Genomic DNA, 18,217 nt, shown 5'->3' with positions numbered 1-18,217 from the left:
GAAGCGGAGCGTCGGCCTGTAGCCGACCGGCCCCCGCGAGGCAATGGACTTTGGACCCAAGACCCAAGACCCAAGGCTCCCTTTGAATTCCTTCGCTTGAGCCGGGGCCGTTCAGCGGCTATAAGCAGTCTTGGCTCATGAAATACCTCTTGCCGCTCTGGACGACGATTGCCTGCCTCGCTGCCGCTGTGCTCGCAGAAACCCCGGCCTTCTCCGCCCCGCCCCCGGCGCCGGCCCGGCAGCCCCGGCCAAACCTCGTGTTTCTCTTCGCCGACCAACTCCGCTACCAGTCCTGCGGCTTCGCCGGCGACACCCAAGCCCGCACTCCCAACCTCGACTCCCTCGCCCGCCAGGGTGTCGTCTTTCGCAATGCCATCTCCGGCCATCCTGTCTGTGCCGCCTACCGCGCCTCGCTCCTCACCGGCAAATACACCACCTCCACCGGCATGGTCATCAACGAGCTGCGCATGAGCACCAACCACACCTTCTTCGCGCAGGTCCTCACCCGCCACGGCTACGACACCGCCTACATCGGCAAATGGCACCTCTGGGCCAACGAACTCGGCAACCACTACGACCCCAAAAACTCCTTCACGCCCCCCGGCCCCTACCGCTTCGGCTTCGACGGCTTCTGGGCCGCCTTCAACTTCCACCACGAGTACTTCGACGGCTACTACCACACCGATAGCCCGGAGAAGATCCCCATCAAAGGCTACGAACCCGACGGCCAAACCGACCTCGCCATCGCCCGCATCCAACACTGCGCCGCCACCGGCAAGCCCTTCGCCCTGTTCCTCTCCCTGGGCACCCCGCACGACCCGTGGAACACCAACAACGTCCCGGCCAAGTTCCTCAACCTGTTCGCCGACGAAGGTGGCAAACCCCGCTTCACCCTCCCCCCGAACTATAAGCCCGACAACGACCCCTACTCCGACAACTGGGGCCGTTTCCGCGGCCCGCGCGAACGCCAGTCCATCCCCCGGTGGCTCCGCGTCTATTACGCCATGACCGCCAACCTCGACTGGAACATGGGCCGCCTCCTCCAGGCCATTGACGCCGCCGGCCTTCGCTCCAACACCATCGTCGTCTTCACCTCCGACCACGGTGAGATGATGGGCGCCCAGGGCCGCCGCGCCAAAAACATCTTCTACGAAGAAGCCGTGCGCGTCCCCTTCATCATCCGCTGGCCCGACCGCATCCCCGCCGGCGCCACCACCGACGCCTGCCTCAACACCCCCGACATCATGCCCACGCTGCTGGGCCTGGCCGGCCTGCCGGTCCCGGCGAAAGTCGAAGGTATGGACCTCAGCCACTGCGCGCTGGGTCGGCCCGGGCCCGAACCGGAAGCGGCCTTCATGCAGAACACGGGCGCCTGCGCGTTGTGGGAAGACGGCTACGAATGGCGGGCGCTGCGCAGCAAGCAATTCACCTATGCGATCTACCGCAAAGACCGCAAGGAACTCCTGTTCGACAACCTGAAGGACCCCTCTCAGCTCCGCGACCTGGCGGCAAGCCCCGAGCACGAACAGACGCTCAACCGCTTCCGCGCTCTGCTAAAGACCCGCATGCAGGAGCTGGATGACAACTTCGCGGCCAGCACTTGGTATCGCGACCACTGGGTCCAGGACCGCATCATCAAATACGCGCGGTAACCGTGACAGCCTGTTTGGAGCAGGGCCGTCGGGGCGGCGCGGCCTCGTCCCCGCAGGCGGAAGCAGTGCCGCATGAATGCTTGAGCCCCGTCACCCCGGCTGCTACCTGAGAGAAGATGAAACGCGCCATACTTTCACCATTCATTGGCCTGCTGGCCGCGCTCAGCCTTTGGACGGGGTGGCCCCAGGTCGTCTCAGCCGCGCCCGCCAACGCCAAGCCCAACTTCCTGATCATCCTCGCCGATGACATGGGGTTTTCGGATGCCGGCTGCTATGGCGGCGAGATTCACACGCCCAACCTCGATCGCCTGGCGGCCAATGGGCTGCGCTTCACCCAATTCTACAACACCGCGCGCTGCTGGCCGACCCGCTCCAGCCTCCTGACGGGCTACTACGCCCAGCAAATCGGCATGGACCCGCGCCGGGGGCGCCTGCCAGCGTGGACCCGGGTGCTGCCCCATTACCTCAAACCCCTCGGCTACCGCTGCTATCAGTCGGGCAAGTGGCATCTGACGGGCGCGCCCAAACCAGTGGCCGATGGCGGCTTCGACCATTCGTATCGGTTCGAAGACTGGGACCGCTACTTCTCGCCCGCGAAACACTTTGAAGACGACCACCCGGCCGCGCCGGTCAAGCCGGACAGCGGCTACTACGCAACCACCGCCTTCGCCGACCACGCCCTCGGCTACCTCAGGGACCACGCGACCAACCATGCCGCCAAGCCCTTCTTCCTTTACCTGGCCTTCATCGCGCCCCACTTCCCGCTGCATGCTCCGCCCGAGGACATCGCGCGCTACCGCGACCGTTACCGGGAGGGCTGGGACGTGATTCGCGCTCAGCGGTGGGAGCGAATCCGTCAAATGCGCCTGCTCGACTGCGCCCTGCCGCCGCTTGATCCCGGGTTCACCCCGCGCTACTTCAAGCCCGAAGTCCTGGAGCAGCTCGGCCCGGGCGAAACGGAACACCCGGTGGTGTGGGAGACGCTGACAGCCGAACAACAGGCCTTCCAGGCAACCAAAATGGCTGTGCATGCGGCAATGGTGGACCGCATGGACCGCGGGATTGGGCGTGTGCTCGATCAACTGCGGATCATGGGCGCCCTCGACAACACCTTCATCTGCTTCCTGTCCGACAACGGCGCGGACGCCACACTCCTGGTCCGCGGCGAAGGGCACGATCCGGGCGCGCCCGCCGGCTCGTGGCGGTCATTCCAGTGCCTTGGACCCGGGTGGGCGAGCGCCTGCAACACCCCGTTCCGGTGGCACAAGATCTGGGTGCATGAGGGGGGCATCGCCACCCCGCTCATCGTGCATTGGCCAAACGGGATTAAAGCGCGCGGAGAATTGCGGCATGACCCGGGTCATGTCGTTGACTTCGTGCCGACGCTGCTCGATCTGGCCGGTGCGCGCATTACGAACGTTTGGAACGGGATTGAAGCCCCTCCGCTCCCGGGCAAAAGCCTGGTGCCGGCGTTCCGGAAGGACGGCACGGTGAAGCGCGAATTCATCTTCTTCCACCACGAAGGCAATCGGGCCTTGCGCGTGGGGAATTGGAAGGTGGTGTCGGCCCGTGAAAATGACAACCGGTGGGAGCTTTACAACCTGGGCAAAGACCGCAGCGAGTTGCACGACCTCGCCGCGCGGCAACCGGAGCGGGCGAGCCGGATGGAATCCCGCTGGAAGGAATTGGAGCGGACCTTCCGCCGCCAATATTCGGAGGCCACCACGGAGTCGTCGCCGTGAGGCATTCTCCCGGGCGCCTGGGCGAATACCAGGCGACAGGACGCTTTCGGGGCAAAAACCGCGCCCCCCAAGGGAGTCTCACCGTATCCGCACCGTATCCACACCCTATCCACACCGTAGATACAGCCTTGACACCTTGGCGTGTCCCGGGCGCAATTCAGCCGGGATTGCCGGCATAACCCACTGATATTTAGTGACTTATGCTGGTTTGCCGCCCCACCCGTCAGAATTTCCCGCTAAAAGCCCGGCGACTGGGACAGGCGATAATAGCGGGAGGGGAAGCTGGCCGGCTCTGAGTACGGGAACTGCAAGGGAGCCAGAGCGGGAGAATTGGTGAAGATGCCCTGCCAGTGCGTCAGGTTGGTTGAGACTTCAATCCTGCAAACCGAGATGGGAGCGGAAACACAGTCAAACGACAGCCCCTGGTTGGTGGCGGGGCCCCAGTTGATCAACCGAGGCGCGACCGCGTTAGTTTGCGTGATTCGGTAGAAGCGCGTGGGGGATTTTGCGGCGTTGGTATCCGTGTAGATCAAAGCCAGCGTATCGGCGGAGAAGTTGTTGGTGACATACACCGTCCGCCACAAGGCAAGGTTGGTCGAAGCCTCAACCCGGCAGCTCATGGCGGCATACGCAATCTGAACGTTCCCGTCGTCGGTGCGGGCAAGCAGCCCATGCGACGGAAAGGCCAGGAAATTCAAACCCGTGATGTTGGAGGTCAGCGTGACAGATTGGGCGCCCGGAGCAAACCCATACCCGCCCAACGACGGAGTCACGGTCAGGTTCGCGCCGAATTGCAGGTCGTAATTGGTATAATACCCGCCAGGGCCAGTGAAACTGAGGTTGGTCCCGATGGCCACTCTAACGCCGGGCAGCCCGCTGTTGCCCTGCGTAATCCGCCCGCTGACGAACAAGGAATCCAACACGGTCAGCACCGCCGGGAGGCTGGTGACCGAGCCGTGGACGTTGGTGACAATCACATCATAACTGCCCGCGCCCGTGCTCTGGACGTTGGCCAGGGCATACGCGGCCAGGGTCGCGCCGGCGATGTTGGTCCCGTTGAACCGCCACTGGTAGCGCAGCGAGTCTCCCGAAGCGACCACCGTGAACGCAACATCGCTGCCCTTGCTCACTGTCTGGCTTTCGGGCTGAGTGACAATGGCCAGCAGGCTCACCAGCTCGTAAGCTCCAATATCGGACAACCCGCCTTGCGGCTGCGGGCGGGAGATGCCGCGCTGGTCGGTTGCGGGGCTGAGACTCGCGGGAATCTTATCAACCGCCGGGCTGGTGTTGGTCAGGATGGCCAGGGTCCGCGTGACGCCGCCGTTTGCGGCAAGCGTGGCGCTGATCAGAGGATCGGTATTCTGCACGCTGGTGCCGCCCAGGCCGAGGCTGGCATCCGAGCTTATGTTGTAGCCGCTATCGGTGATTCGGTTTGCACTTGTGTCGTAGGCGTTCTTCCCGGTGGAAGCAGCAGCCAGGATGGTGCTTCGCAGGACGAGACTGCCGGAGACGTGGGCGATGTCGCCGCCTTCCGCCAGCCCCGCGCGGCCTGCGCTCCCGACGCCCGTCGGACCGCTGCCCCCTGAGCCGGCGGCGCCACCCGCGACGCCGCAAGCGGAGAACGTGCAATTCACCACCGCGCCAACCCCGGCATTGTATAAGCCGCCGCCGAAGCCGTTGCCGCCGTTACCGCCATCCCCACCGCGCCAGCCGGTTGCCGGTCCGCCATCGCCGCCAGCCCCGCCCGTGACAACGTTGTTGACGAAGGTGCAGTTAGTGAGAGACCCGCCGCCGATAAAGACCGCGCCGCCGAAGCTGCTGCCACCGTCGTCGCCGTCCTCCCCCCAACCCGTATCCTCCCCCCCGGCTGCGGGACTATCCCCGCCCCGGCCTGAGTTTCCGTCGAAAGTGCAATTGACGATAATCGTATTGGCCGCGCTGTAGATGGCCCCGCCCGAGCCGGCTGCGCCGGCACCACCGTCTCCGGGATCGCTCGGAAACGCCCCCGCGCCGCCGGCGCCGCCATTGCCGCCGCTGCCACCGGTCACCGAGTTCCCGGCGAAGGTGCAATTGCTGAGCGAAAGGCTGCCCAGGCTGCAAATAGCACCGCCATAACCGGCGCCACCGCCGCCGCCACTGCCGCCATCCCCGCCCTGGAAGCTGCCGTCGCCGCCATCGCCGCCATTGCCGCCGTTGCCGCCGGAAGCCTGGTTGGTCAGAAATTGGCACCCAATGGCGGTTGAAGCGCCGAGATTGTAAATAGCGCCACCCGCGGCCGGGGCGCCCGCAGTGCCGCGGCTGCCATTATCGCCATAGCTGCCACCACTGCCGTTGGCCCCAGCCGCTCCATCGGGGCCTGCGGCGCTATTGCCTGCAAGGATACAGTTAGTGAGCAACAGGCTGGCCCCGGGCGAAACGTAAACGGCTCCGCCGCCGGGATCGTTCCCGCCTACGAGCGTCAGGCTGTTAAGTGTCAGGCTGACATTCGATTGCACGGTGAACAAGCGCAGTTGGCCGTTGCCGGACAAGGTCGCTCGGTTTGGTCCACCGTCCAGGACCAGGTTGCTGGAGACAGTGAGCGTGTTCGTGATGACAATCGTGGAGCAGTTCGTGAGCGGGAAATAGCCGCCCCGCGCCACTGCGGCCACGAAGTCTTCGTACTGCGAGCAGTTGTTGGTCAGGGTGACCGTGACCTGGAAATCCTGGGTGCTGCTCACGGAGGTACTCGGTTCGGTCACCACCTCACGGATCGTATAGAAAGGAGTGGCCGCTTGGATCGCGGTCGGCCTCCAGGTAAAGACGCCGCTCGTCGGGCTGTTGTTGGTTATTTGCGCGCCCTCGGGCGGATTAACGAGGCTGAACACCAATGGGCTATCGGGATTCTCGGTGGCGCGGGCATGGTTGGTGAAGATGAGCGTCGTCCCCTCGGCGACCGTCTGCGGCGGGATTGGATCAATGACAACCTGGTTCACAGGGGGCGCCACGTTGGTGCTGACGGTCACACTGAAGGAACCGGCGCCGGGCAGGAACCCGCCGCCGGAAACCAGGACGGTGACCCTGTTATTCGTGCTCGGCACCTGCGCCCCCGTTGGGGTCCAAGTGAATACAGCATTGTTCGGCTGGTTTCCGGGGATAATGCTTGCCCCGCTGGGAGCTTCGGTGAGGTTCCAGATCAGGGTGTTGGGATTAACGGGATTCGTCACCGAGACTATGATCGTGAGCCTCGGATGGAGGGAGACATTCAGGTTCGTGTCATTGATGCGGTTAATGACAAGCATCTGGCCTCGAGCCGTTTGTGCGCAAAGCAGCAACCCGCCCAGCAACAGAAATACCTGCACGGCAGTTGCCAGGAGGCACCCCGGGACCGGGCGGCGCGTCCGGCCCGCCCGTGTCACTTGTAGCCAGTTGTTCACGAATCAGTCCTTTTCACACAGGCGTCAACCCGGGCGAGCGGGCGGCTGCGCTGCGGTCCGGCCAGTCCCCACACGAGGGAAGTTACCGGGGCTGCCGCCACAAGTCCAATTCCAGCTAGAAATTACCTTTATTCTCGGCCTGCTCAGCCTTATCGGCCTTCTTGAGGCGATGCATTTCGTCGGCCCGCAATTCCTTCTCGGTCGCCCGCACCCCTGGCATCTTGTTCTTCTCCGCCGTTGCCGCCAGCGCCGCAATCTCCGGCGTCGGCAGCACCGTCGGCCGGATCAGCACCAGCAGCTCCTTGCGGGTCTCGTCGGCGTGCGTGCTCCGGAACAGGTAGCCCAGCAGCGGCACGTCCTTCAGGAACGGCACCCCGGAAGCGCTCTTGTTCTTGTCGGTCTCAATCAACCCGCCCAGGATAATCGTGTCGTGGTCGCGCACCGACACCTTGGTCGAAGCAACCTTGGAGCTGGTCACCGGCACATCGCCCACGTTCTGGATGGTCACGTTGCCCAGGAAGCTGTCGATCTGCTGTCGAATTTCCATCACCACCAGCCCGTCCGGATTGATCAGCGGCGTCACGTCCAGCGTCACGCCGATCTGCAACTGCTGAATCGAGGAGTAACCCCCGTAGGCCCCGCCCCCATAGTAGCTGGAGGTCGGATACGGCCGCGATTCACCCACGAACAGGCTCGCCGGTTCATTGTGCGAGGTCTGGATCCGCGGCCGCTGCAAAATCCGCGCCCGGCTGTCGGCTGCCAGCGCCGTCACTGTCACATCCAAATCCTGCCCCCAGTTCATCAGGTAGCTGAACCCCTGGGGAATGAGGGAGTTGGTGCCCCCGCTCACGAAGGATTCACGGTTAAGGAAATTCTTGTTATTGATGGCGCCCACCCCGGTCCACTGGCCCGAGCTCTGCGGGTGTTGCAGATAGCTAAAGCCCAGGTCCCGGCTATCTGTCAGGGTCACCTCGATGATCACCGCTTCGATCAACACTTGCGCCAGGACCACGTCCAGCTTGGCCACAATCTCCTTGATCGTCTTCATGTCCTCCTTCGAGGCGTAGATCAGCAGCGAATTGGTCCGCTCATCCGATATGATCTTGGTCTGGCCCAGCACCACAATGTCCCCCTGCTGCGCGGCTTTGCCGATGAGGTTCTGCAAGCGCTGCGAAAAGGAGCTGCCCGCCGCCGGCGTCGGTGTGCCCGCGCTGCCGGGCGGAGTGACCATCCCGGGGGTGGTCTGGCCTGGATAGCCCCCCATGGTGCCGGGACGGTTCATCGTGCCCGCGCTGCGGGTGGTGCGAGAGCTGCCCGAGGTGCTGGCGCCCACCGTGGCGCCCGTGCCGCCGGTGCTCAAGCTGTTCAACGCCCCGGCGATCTCGCTGGCCTGCGCATACTTGATCGGGATGACCTCCGACACATACTCCGATGGCACCGCCACGTCTATCTTCGCGATCAGCTCCAGCATCCGCTTGACGTTCTCGGTGTAGTCCCGCAAAACCAGCATCTGGCTGCCATCAATCGGCAGGATGCCGTTGGGAATCTTGACGAAAGGCTGCAGCACCGCGGTCATCTCGCTGGGCTTGGCATACTTCAACTGCACCACGTGCGTCACATACTGCCCCATCTCCGGCATCAGCGCCGGGCTGTTTGTGTCAAACGCCGCCCCGGTCGAGCCCCCCTGGGCCTCCGGCACCGCCTTGACGAATTTATCTCCGATGCTGACCATGGTGATGCCATTGAGGGCCAAAACCGCTTCCAGGGCCTGGATGCCCTCGCGCACCGTGAGCTGACCCCGCGTGGTCAGGGTGATGGTCGGGGCTGGCAGGGTCGCCGCGCGCAACACGGTGCGGTTGACCATCATGCTGTAGATGTCCAGCACCTGCGTCAGATCAGCCGAGCGGAAGTCTATCATGCCCTGCGGCAGCGGTTCCTCCAGCGACTGAGGGGTGGCCCCTGGCGGAGAGGATGGAGCCGCCGCGGGAGAGCCGGTCATCCCGGCCCCAGGAGCAGGCGTGATGGACGCGGCCGGCGCCGTGGCGCCCGGCGGGAGCGCCGTGGTCGCGGCGGGCGCCACACCGGGCACAGGGATTGTGGTCGCCGGGCTGCCGGGAAATGCTGGAGGCGCCGCATTAGTGCGGCTCGCCGCGGCCCGGCGCATCATCTCCTGAAGCCGTTGCTGCCGGTTTGTGTCCCGGCTGGGGAGTGCGGCCGGAGCGGGCGGCACCACGGACGGTTGCGTGCTGGCGGCGGCTTGAACCGGGTTGGAGGGAACGGCACTGGTGGAGCCGGTCGCAACAGGGTGCACCTCCGCCTGGGGGCTCGGTTGTGCGTTCGTGTTGCCCAGGGGAGGGGTGGCTGGAGCGTCGGAGGCTTTAGCCGGCGCTACATCGGAAGGAAGCGCGGACCAGTCCGCTGCCGCCGAGGCGTTTGCTGGAACAGCGCCTGTTCCTGAGATGTTTGGGACTGTGGGGACGCTGGCCTTCCCGGACGGTTGTGCGTTGCTGGCCTGCCCCACAGCACTATGGAGCGCCTGCTGGAGGAGCTGGTCCGCATTGGTCCCACGGTTTGCGCCGGCGGCGGCGCCCGGGGGGAGCGGTGCGAACGCGGGGGTTTGGGCCCCCAGAACGGAGCCGGTCAGAAACACAGCAAGGAATGTTGTTTTCACGGTCATTTAGCTGTTGAAGTTACCATTTTGGGAGCTGCTGTTCGTGAACTGGCCGGAGCCGCTTTCTTGGGCGGATTCTTTTGATAGCTGGCCACCAGTTTGATTGTGCCGCCGAGTTGTTGCCGGGGGGCGTCCGGACGCAACGACAAATCCCGGACGCGGATCAGCGAATTGCCGGACCCCAGGTTGTACAGGAAGTCCACGAGCTGCGCCTCTCCCGATTGCACACTGATCAACTGGGTGAGTTCCAGGAAGAACTGGTTGGTTTGGTGCGTGGTCTTGCCGAATTGCTGAATGCCCACGCCGCTGCGCGCCTGCTGATCCTGGATCGTGCGGGCGAACTGGTTCACCTGATCCTCCGCCGGCACATCCAGACCTTCCTTCGCAAACGTGGTGATGCCGGATTGGTATTTCGGTGCCTGGTCAATCTCGGCCTTCCAGCGCTCGAGCTTCTTCAATGCGTCGGCCCGCCGTTCCTTGGCCTTCTTCAGATCGGAGAAATGCGGCACGACAAACCACAAATTCAGGACGACGAACAAAGCGGCGCCCACCACGACCACAAGGCGCTTTTCAAAGGGACGCAGGTTAAGGCGGTCCAGGTAACCGGTCATAACGCCTCCGTTCGTTTGAGCTCCAGCACGCAGTGCCAGTTCACTTCACTGCCCCGAGTGTCCCAGGTGACATGCTCGCCCGCGCTGGGATTGAACAAAGGCTGGCCGTTGGGAGCGACCTTGCGAATGTCCGCATCGAAATCCAAAAGCCGCTTGGTCTGATCGGCCGGCGCCTTGCCGCTGAGAGTGAGCTTTCTCCCGTCGGCGAAGTTATAGCCTTCGAGTGTGACGCCATCCGGCAGCAGCTCGGCGACGGCCTTCCAGCAGTCCAGCGCGGCAAACTTCAGATCCTGGCGGTCTTTTAAAACCTGAAACTTCGCCTTGAGCTGCAGTGCGTTGGTATAAACCGGCCCGCGCTCCGCCGCTTGCTGCTCAACCCGGCCGGTGCGATAGAGTTCAACCTGGAGCCGGGCGAAATAGACCAATACGCCCGCCAGGTAAAGGGCGACGACCGCGCCCAGCCCGCGCATCCAGATGCGATCCACGAATTGCTGGTGGTAGCGGGTCGAAAACTCGGCGGGCAGGAGATTTGCCTGTTGTCCCGCCTGGGCGGCGCGCGTGGCCGTCAAGGCGGCGAGCCCAGCCACCGAGAGCGGCGCGATGACCTCGACGTTCTGCTGCAATCCCTCGCGCAGGGCCGGTTCCCACTCGGCCGCGCTCGCAGCGTCGGCCACCAGGTGCCAGGTGGGCGGCGCCGTCAGCCAGCCTTCCAACTCCCCGGCCCAGGCCATCTGGAGCAACTGTTCTTTGAGGCTTTCCGGGCGATTGGCGGGCGGCAGCGTAATCAGATCGATGTTCTGCAGCACGCCGGCATACCACCAGGCTACCAGCGCGGCGTTTCTGCCCCCCGGCGCCTCCGGGTAGATCCACGCGCCATCATTGGTGATCGCGGTCGTCTGCAGCTGATCGAGCAGGGGCAAATCCAGCCGGTCGGCCAGGTAGCCCTGGCCTTCAAGCTGGCCGAGAAACGCTTCGACCTCATTGCGCGCGACGATCATCACGATCACCGTTTGCAGGGGGCCTTCGACCTGCGGCAGCACGTGGATGCCCCAGACAATCTGCGTGAGGGGCATCGGGGAAAGCTTCTCCAATTGCAACTCGACCATGGCGAGGGTCTCGTCGAAGTCGCTGGCGGGGAATTGCGCCACACGCAGGAAGACCCGCTCCGGCGGCAGCCAGGCGATGTTGAGTTTGCGCTGCCAAAGCGTGCGCCAATCCTTGGCGACGAGTTTGGGCGGCAAGAGCCCGCCGGCTGAACTGGTCTGTTCGCGGGTCAGCACAAAGCCGCGGCCTTTGGCGTCGAACTGCCACAGGCGCCGGGCTTCAGCGCCGACCTGGAGAACGTTGCAGGCATGCACAGCCCTCGTCGCGGCCTTTTGCCTGGCGGCGGCTTTGGGCGCCGCCGCTGGTTGGTCGGCCTGGCCGGCCTTCGCCGATTTCGCCTTTAACAGCCGGGCGATCAAAAACCCAGCCAGGCACAGGCAAAGCGCGATGATGCCCACCGCCGGGTAAAACGCGGGATTGGCTTGCAGCTTCCGCAGGGTTCCCGCGATTCCAACCTTCGCTTCAGCGGCTGGCGCGGCATTGGTGCCCGCACCCGTCCGCGCGATGACGTTGGTGGCGTTGGTCTTCGCCGCGGGCCGCGGCAAGGCAAGTGCCTTGTTGGTTCGAACACCGCGCGCGGCGGTCAGCGGAATATTGGTCCTGACACCCGGCTGCGGCAGCGGCAGCGGCGCGGCGTTTGTCTTCGCAACCGCGCGCGAGACGGCCGCATTGGTCGCCGGCTGCTTGCCAGCCTGGTCGGATGATGGTCCGCAGCCGGTCAAAGTGAAGGCCAGCAGCCCGGCGCCTGCCAGCAACCATCCGCCCAGGCGAGAGGCGCAGCACGCCATTGCGCCATTGCCCCGGCGACCCGTTGGCCGGGTGGCGGTCAAATTGTTGCTCCGGTCAGGATTCACTTTTTCATCCATGCGGCCGTTTTGGTATCTTCGGCCAGGGCGTCGAGATGTTCCTCGATTTGGGTTACACGCAACACCTCTTCAATGGTGGTCTGCGCGTTTCGAACTTTGTTCCAGCCATCGGTCCGCAGCGTCCGCATGCCGAAGTCAATGGCCTTTTGGGCAATAGTCGTGGCCGGCGCGCGGTTGAGGATCAGCGGCCGCAGTGACTCGTTCAGGATCAGCAGCTCATAGATGCCCATCCGCCCCTGGTAACCCAGTTGCCGGCAGTCCTCGCATCCGACCCCGTGCCAGAACTTCGCCGTCGCAATTTCCTCCTCCGGGAAACCGATGCGGCGCAGGTAATCCCGCTCGACCTTCTGCTCCTGCTTGCAGTGGGGACAAATCGTGCGCACGAGGCGCTGGGCCATGACCGCCTCGACCGAGGAGGCGACCAGGAAGGGCTCGATGCCCATATCAATGAGGCGCGTGAAAGCGCTCGGGGCGTCATTGGTGTGCAGCGTGCTGAAAACCAGGTGCCCGGTCAGCGCGGCGCGGATGGCAATCTCCGCCGTCTCCAGGTCGCGAATCTCGCCGACCATGATCACGTTCGGGTCCTGCCGCAGGATATGGCGCAGGCCCATGGCGAACGTCAGGCCGATCTCCGGCCGCACGGCGATCTGGTTGATCCCCTTGAGCTCGTATTCGACCGGCTCCTCGATGGTGATGATGCGCTTGTGCACCGAGTTGATCGTGCTCAGAAACGCGTAGAGCGAAGTGGACTTGCCCGAGCCGGTGGGGCCCGTGACGAGGAAAATGCCGTGGGGCTTGACGATGATCTCGCGGATGGCCTTCTCCTCCAGCGGGGAGAAACCGAGCTTGTCGAGGCTCAGGAAGATCTTGCCGCGCGTCAGGAGCCGGAGCGAGACACTCTCGCCATACACTGTCGGCACGGTGGAAACGCGGATGTCAATCTCTTCGCCCTTGATCCGCACATTGATGCGGCCGTCCTGGGGCAGGCGCTTCTCGGAGATGTTCATGCCGGACATGACCTTGATGCGGGAGATCAGCGCGGCCTGGTAGCGCTTGAGCTGGGGCGGCATGGGCGTCTGGTGCAGGATGCCGTCAATGCGGTAGCGAATGCGCAGCTCATCCTCCGCCGGCTCGAAATGGATGTCCGTCGAGCGGTCCTTGTAGGCCTCCCAGATCACCTGGTTGACGAACTTGATGACGCTCGCCTCCTGGTCGCTCTCGGTGATTTCCTTGTCCTCGCCGACCAGCAATTCCAGGGGTTGGTCGTCTTCGGCCATTTCATCGAGGGTCTCGGCGCCGACGCCGTAATACTTCTTGAGCGCCTTTTCGATTTCGGCCTTGGTGGCCAGCGCAAATTGAACCGGCCCGCGGGCGTCGAAACGAACGGAGTTGAGCATCGCCGTGTCGAACGGATTGCTCACCACCACCTGCAGCATGCCGTCGGCGACCTGGGTCGGCAGCACGGAGAACTGGAAGGCGACCTTGGTGGAAATGCGGTTCCGCGCCTCAGCGGACACGTTCACCTTGGGCAGGTCGAGATAAGGCCACTTAAGGGCCGCCGCCAGTTGCTGGAGGAAGACATCCTCGGCCAGGCCGCGTTCCCGGCAAATAAAGGCCAGCAGCGTCTCTTGCGAGCCGCTGGCGACTGCCACTTTCCAAGCCTTGCTCCATTCGTCGAACTGCTCGGAAGTGGCCAGGCCCATCTGGGCCAAAAACTGTTTCAGTGATAGAAACGCCATCTGTCAACACGCCGTGTCTGCCATCATCGTTATTCTGAAACACGGCAAACTAAGGAAAGTTCCGGATAGGGTCAAAGCATTTACCTGGCCAAGCGGAGTGGCGGAAGCCTGGGAAACCTTGCCTTTCAGGGCCGCCTGTCGCCATCCGGGAGAATGGGCGGCAGGGCCCGCCAGCGCGGCCGCAAGCCGGCGAAACGGGGGAGGAATGGGCTGGACGGGAGCAGGCGGTTGTGTTGTTTGTATCAATGGTCCTATTATGAGACACTTCGCCACCATCACCGTCATTGGGCGCGACAAGACTGGCGTGGTCGCCCGCATCACCAACTTCCTGTTTCTGCAGAAGGCCAATATCGAGGCCCTCGAAGAGCAAGTCACCCGCGGCCAGTTCAGCATGACTGTCCAGGCTTCCTGGAAGGAGCGCGACCTGGACCGGGCCGCCATCGAGCGTGGCCTGAAGCTGCTGGCGGTCGAGTTGGAGATGGAGATCAAGGTCCGCTTCACCGAGCCGAGCCGCCGCCAGCGGATGGCGCTGATGGTGACGCGCGAACCGCACTGCTTCGAGCGCATCCTGGGCGCGATCAAGTCCGGCAAGCTGAAGAAGGCTGACCCGGCCCTGGTGTTGTCGAACCGCCGCGAGCTGGCGCCGCTGGCGCGGAGGCACCGGCTGCCGTTCGTTCACATCCCGTGGGAGAACCGGCTCAAGGCGGAGCAGCAAGCGTTGCGCGCCCTGGACGAGCATGCGGTGGATTTCATCGTGCTGGCGCGTTTCATGAAGATTCTCTCCCCCAACTTCGTCTGGCGTTACAAGAACAAGATCATCAACATCCATCCCTCGCTCCTGCCGAGTTTCCCCGGGCCGCAGGCCTACCGGCAAGCCTATGAGCAGGGGGTCAAGATTATCGGGGTCTCTTCCCATTTTGTGACGATGAACCTCGATGAGGGGCCAATCATCGCGCAGGACTGCTTCGCCGTCCGCCCCCAAATGACCCTCAAGCAGATTGTCGCCTCCGGCCAGCAGCTCGAAGCCGCGACCTTGCTCAAGGCCGTGAAGCTCTATCTCGACAAGCGGCTGGATGTGTATTGGGGCATTGTCAAGGAGGTATGAGGATCCGCCTCAAGGGCGAACCAGCCGGCGATCCGCCCGCCAGCGGCCTGCGGCCAGCCGGAACACCTCCGGCACCCACCCTCCCCCGCCCCCGCAAGGCGCGGCACTTCTCCTGGCGACCGTCCTGGCCGGGCATCCTGCACCTGCTCGTCCTCTGGGCAATCGTGGTGGTGGTATGGGGCCTGGCGCACGACCGGCTGAGCCCCGGTTCCTGGAAGGTCCCGTTGAATTACTCCGGGGACAGCCTCCAGATGTTGACCTGGATACGCGGCGCCTCGGAATTCGAGTATGTGCCCTTTGCCAGCCGGGCCAACAGCCGGCTCGGCGCGCCGTATCACGCCAACTGGGACGATTATCCCATGTACGAACCAGTGGTGACGTTCCTGGTCGGGATGGCCGCCCGCTGCACTGACCTGGCCACCGGGTCGAATTGGGGCATCCTGGCCAGCTTTCTGGCCTCGGCTGCCTCGTTCTACGTCTGCTGCCGGATGCTCCGCTGGCGGCGGGAATGGGCGGCGGCGGGGGCGTTGCTCTTCGCCTTCAGCTACTACCACACCTGGCGCGGACTCGGGCATTTGCTCCTGTCCTATGACTACACCGTGCCGCTTGCCATCATGGGTGTGTGGCTGCTGACTGCCGGGAAGCGCCTGCGGCTGGGCGACCGGGTGTTTTGGCTGTGTGCGGGCACCGCATTGCTGCTGGGGATGGGCAACCCTTACAACCTCAGCATGTGGCTGCAATTCCTCGGTTTGGGACTAGCGGTGCGCTACCTGCTCCAGCGGCGGAAGAGCGATCTGGCAATCGGGCTGGTCATCGTGGCGGTAGCCGCCTTGGGCTTCCTGGCGGTGAACGCGCACAACATCTTCTACCAGATGGCGCACGGGGAAAACCAGTTGGCAGTGCCCCGGCCTTACAAACAGCTCGAGCTCTACGCGCTCAAGCCGCTGGAGCTGGTCTTGCCACCGTGGCAGCATCGCCTGGCCTGGCTGGGCGACATCTCCCGCGAGTATGCGGCGGCGGCATGGGTCCAAGGCGAAATGTTCTCCCCCTACCTGGGAGTGGTGGGGCTGGGCGCGCTGGCATGGCTGGCGATTGAATTCGGGCTGCGGGCGTTGAACCTGCGGAAGGCTCCCCGGCGCCTGCCCAGCCACGCCCCGCTTTGCTTGTGGGTGACTCTCTATTCGGCCGTTGGCGGTTTGAACTGCCTGCTGGGGCTGGCGTTCGGCATACTGTATTTCCGCGGGAGCAACCGCTACAGCATCTTCATCTCGGCCATCGTCCTGTTCTTCCTTGTCTCCCGCATGTCGCGGCTGGTGCGGGGCTGGAGCCGCGCCGCCAGCTACGCGCTCGCGGCGGGCGTGGCCGGGATCGGCCTGCTGGACCAACTGCCCCCTCCGTCGAAGGAGGCCAACGAGGCAGTCGCCCGCGCGGTGCAGAACGATCAGGCGTTCTGCCTGGCCCTGGAGGAGACCCTGCCGCCGCGCGCAATGATTTTCCAGTTGCCGCTGATGAACTTCATTGACGGCGATCCCATCGGCGACATGCACGCTTACGAACACATGCGCCCTTATCTCTGGACCCGGCACCTGCGCTTCAGCTCCGGGTCCGTGCAAGGCAGGCGCCGGGAAGACTGGCAGGAGCAGATCGCGGCCATGCCCATCGCGCAGGCCGCCAGGGAACTCGAGCGCCTCGGCTTCGCGGGTCTCTATTTCAACCGCAAGGCCTACACCGACCGCGCGGAGGCCATGCTCCGGGAGCTGGCCAAAAGCGGCCGGGGACAACTCATCGAAGACGAGGCCCGGGAACAGGTGTGCGTGGTCCTCACCCCCTCGCCACAGCCGGCCTGGCCGCATTCGGACGACGCGGCGCAGATCGCTTACAAAGGCAACTGGTCCTTCGGGAGCTACGGCCTCCGCGACCGCGGGAACCTCCCCGCGTGGTGGGCCTGCGACCGCAAGGCATCGCTCTACTTTGTGAGCGAACACCCTGAGCCTTGCTCCTTTCACCTGACCGCCATTGTGGCGGTGGCCTCCCCCCGCCGGGTGGATATTGAGTTTCAAGGCCGCACAGTCTGGAGCCGACAACTGGAACCCGGGGAATCCCAGTTGCTGGACCTGCGCCTGCTGGCCCGGCCGGGACGCAACTACCTGCGCTTCATAAACGACCGCCAGGTCGAACCCCCCGTCGGGCAGCCTCATGCCGTCCGGGTCGCCCAGTGCCTCATTGACCTACAGATCGTCAAAGAAAGGTAAGCCCCGTCGTCTGCCGCTTTCTGATCCGCGCGCAAGGTATTGGCAATTCCGCGACCCTGCACTAGCTTGGGCCCGTGCGAAGATTTCTGATTGGCCTGCTCGGTGTTGTCGTGGCCGCCGGCCGGCTTGGGGCGGCTACGAACCCTGCCGTTAGTGTCACGAACCTCGCTCCGGCCGCGGCGCCGGAGGCGAGCGGGGCGGTGGAGAAGGAATTCAAGCGGCTGATGGAGGCGGATGACGCCGCCCACGCCGAAGTGGACCAGTGGATTCTCGACAACGACGCGGCCGTTGCCCAGGGCGGCGGGATGTCGAAAGCCGACCTCCAGCACCGCATCCGGGAGCGCCTGGCGCTGATCCGCCAGGCCTACGACGACTTTGTCAAGCGCCACCCGGACCATGCCCCCGCCCGCGTCGCGTATGGCAGTTTCCTGAACGACCGTCATGACGACGACGGCGCGCGCGCTCAGTGGGAGCAGGCGCTCGCCCTCAATCCCAAAGACCCCGCCGCGCTCAACAACCTGGCCAATCTTTACACTCATACCGGCCCGATCGAGAAGGCTTTCGAATACTACGCGAAGGCCATCGAGCTTAGTCCGCGCGAACCCTTGTATTATCAGAATCTCGGGGACGCGGTCTTCGTGTTCCGCCAGGCCGCCATGGATTATTACGGCCTCACCGAGCAACAGGTTTACAACAAGGCGCTCGAACTCTTCAACCAGGGCTTGAAGCTCGACCCCGCCAATTTCCCGCTCGCCTCCGAAGTCGCGCAGACCTACTACGGCATCAAGCCGCTACGCCTGGAAGACGCTTTGCGCGCGTGGACCAACGCCCTGGCTCTGGCGCGCGACGACATCGAGCGGCAGGGCGTCTATGTGCACTTTGCCCGGCTCAAGCTTCAGACCAACCGGTTCACCGAGGTCCGCGCCCACCTCAACGCGGTGACCAACGACCTGTATGCCGTCTTGAAGAAGCGCCTGGTGCGCAACCTGGAAGAGCGGGAGAGCCAGGCGAAGGGAACCAACACGCCGCCGGCGGCATCAGCGAAGCAAGAGTGACCTCGCG

10 protein-coding genes are annotated in these 18,217 nt (G+C 64.2%); 5 read left to right on the top strand and 5 right to left on the bottom strand.

What is annotated here, in order from left to right; translation table 11 throughout:
• Nucleotides 1–137: 137 nt before the first annotated feature.
• Both P5205_01670 and P5205_01665 read left to right on the top strand, forming a co-directional pair.
• Complete coding sequence (locus P5205_01670; GenBank protein ID HSA09054.1) at nt 138–1,652, top strand: sulfatase; 1,515 nt, start codon at nt 138–140, stop codon at nt 1,650–1,652.
• Nucleotides 1,653–1,768: 116 nt separating this feature from the next.
• The gene (locus P5205_01665) at nt 1,769–3,394 is read left to right on the top strand and encodes an arylsulfatase (GenBank protein HSA09053.1); all 1,626 of its coding nucleotides are present in this window, start codon (nt 1,769–1,771) and stop codon (nt 3,392–3,394) included.
• A gap of 236 nt (nt 3,395–3,630) precedes the next feature.
• Here the strand turns inward: P5205_01665 and P5205_01660 are convergent, their stop codons facing one another.
• The 5 genes from P5205_01660 to P5205_01640 form a co-directional block, all read right to left on the bottom strand.
• Nucleotides 3,631–6,807 carry a choice-of-anchor Q domain-containing protein gene (locus P5205_01660; protein ID HSA09052.1) on the bottom strand — a complete coding sequence of 1,059 codons (3,177 nt, stop codon included), beginning with the start codon at nt 6,805–6,807 and terminating at the stop codon, nt 3,631–3,633.
• Nucleotides 6,808–6,922: 115 nt separating this feature from the next.
• Entirely contained in the window at nt 6,923–9,478 is a 2,556-nt protein-coding gene (locus P5205_01655; protein HSA09051.1) for a secretin N-terminal domain-containing protein, read from the bottom strand.
• Nucleotides 9,479–9,480: 2 nt separating this feature from the next.
• Complete coding sequence (locus tag P5205_01650; protein ID HSA09050.1) at nt 9,481–10,089, bottom strand: hypothetical protein; 609 nt, start codon at nt 10,087–10,089, stop codon at nt 9,481–9,483.
• Nucleotides 10,086–12,059: a hypothetical protein gene (locus tag P5205_01645; protein ID HSA09049.1), complete on the bottom strand. Its 1,974-nt coding sequence runs from the start codon at nt 12,057–12,059 to the stop codon at nt 10,086–10,088. The genes P5205_01650 and P5205_01645 overlap by 4 nt, the downstream gene beginning before the upstream one ends.
• Nucleotides 12,044–13,798 (bottom strand): ATPase, T2SS/T4P/T4SS family, encoded by a 1,755-nt coding sequence (locus P5205_01640; GenBank protein HSA09048.1) that lies wholly within the window; start codon nt 13,796–13,798, stop codon nt 12,044–12,046. The genes P5205_01645 and P5205_01640 overlap by 16 nt, the downstream gene beginning before the upstream one ends.
• Before the next feature lie 256 nt (nt 13,799–14,054).
• Here P5205_01640 and P5205_01635 point away from each other — a divergent pair, with 256 nt between their 5' ends.
• The 3 genes from P5205_01635 to P5205_01625 all read left to right on the top strand — a co-directional run bounded on the left by P5205_01635 (nt 14,055) and on the right by P5205_01625 (nt 18,210).
• On the top strand, nt 14,055–14,903 hold the full coding sequence (locus P5205_01635) for a formyltetrahydrofolate deformylase (GenBank protein ID HSA09047.1): 849 nt from the start codon (nt 14,055–14,057) through the stop codon (nt 14,901–14,903).
• Nucleotides 14,900–17,155 carry a hypothetical protein gene (locus P5205_01630; protein ID HSA09046.1) on the top strand — a complete coding sequence of 752 codons (2,256 nt, stop codon included), beginning with the start codon at nt 14,900–14,902 and terminating at the stop codon, nt 17,153–17,155. Before P5205_01635 ends, P5205_01630 begins: the two co-directional genes overlap by 4 nt.
• 74 nt (nt 17,156–17,229) lie before the next feature.
• Complete coding sequence (locus P5205_01625; protein HSA09045.1) at nt 17,230–18,210, top strand: tetratricopeptide repeat protein; 981 nt, start codon at nt 17,230–17,232, stop codon at nt 18,208–18,210.
• Nucleotides 18,211–18,217: the final 7 nt, after the last annotated feature.

It is taken from the genome of Candidatus Paceibacterota bacterium, from assembly GCA_035452965.1.
GTDB lineage: Bacteria > Verrucomicrobiota > Verrucomicrobiia > Limisphaerales > UBA8199 > UBA8199.
This window is presented reverse-complemented; position numbering and strand designations above follow the sequence as displayed.

What these genes read in the sequence shown, in the direction of transcription:
- P5205_01670 (HSA09054.1), top strand. Translation starts at nt 138, where the DNA reads ATGAAATACCTCTTGCCGCTCTGGACGACGATTGCCTGCCTCGCTGCC.
- P5205_01665 (HSA09053.1), top strand. Translation starts at nt 1,769, where the DNA reads ATGAAACGCGCCATACTTTCACCATTCATTGGCCTGCTGGCCGCGCTC.
- P5205_01650 (HSA09050.1), bottom strand. Translation starts at nt 10,089, where the DNA reads ATGACCGGTTACCTGGACCGCCTTAACCTGCGTCCCTTTGAAAAGCGC.
- P5205_01645 (HSA09049.1), bottom strand. Translation starts at nt 12,059, where the DNA reads ATGGATGAAAAAGTGAATCCTGACCGGAGCAACAATTTGACCGCCACC.
- P5205_01640 (HSA09048.1), bottom strand. Translation starts at nt 13,798, where the DNA reads ATGGCGTTTCTATCACTGAAACAGTTTTTGGCCCAGATGGGCCTGGCC.
- P5205_01635 (HSA09047.1), top strand. Translation starts at nt 14,055, where the DNA reads ATGAGACACTTCGCCACCATCACCGTCATTGGGCGCGACAAGACTGGC.
- P5205_01630 (HSA09046.1), top strand. Translation starts at nt 14,900, where the DNA reads ATGAGGATCCGCCTCAAGGGCGAACCAGCCGGCGATCCGCCCGCCAGC.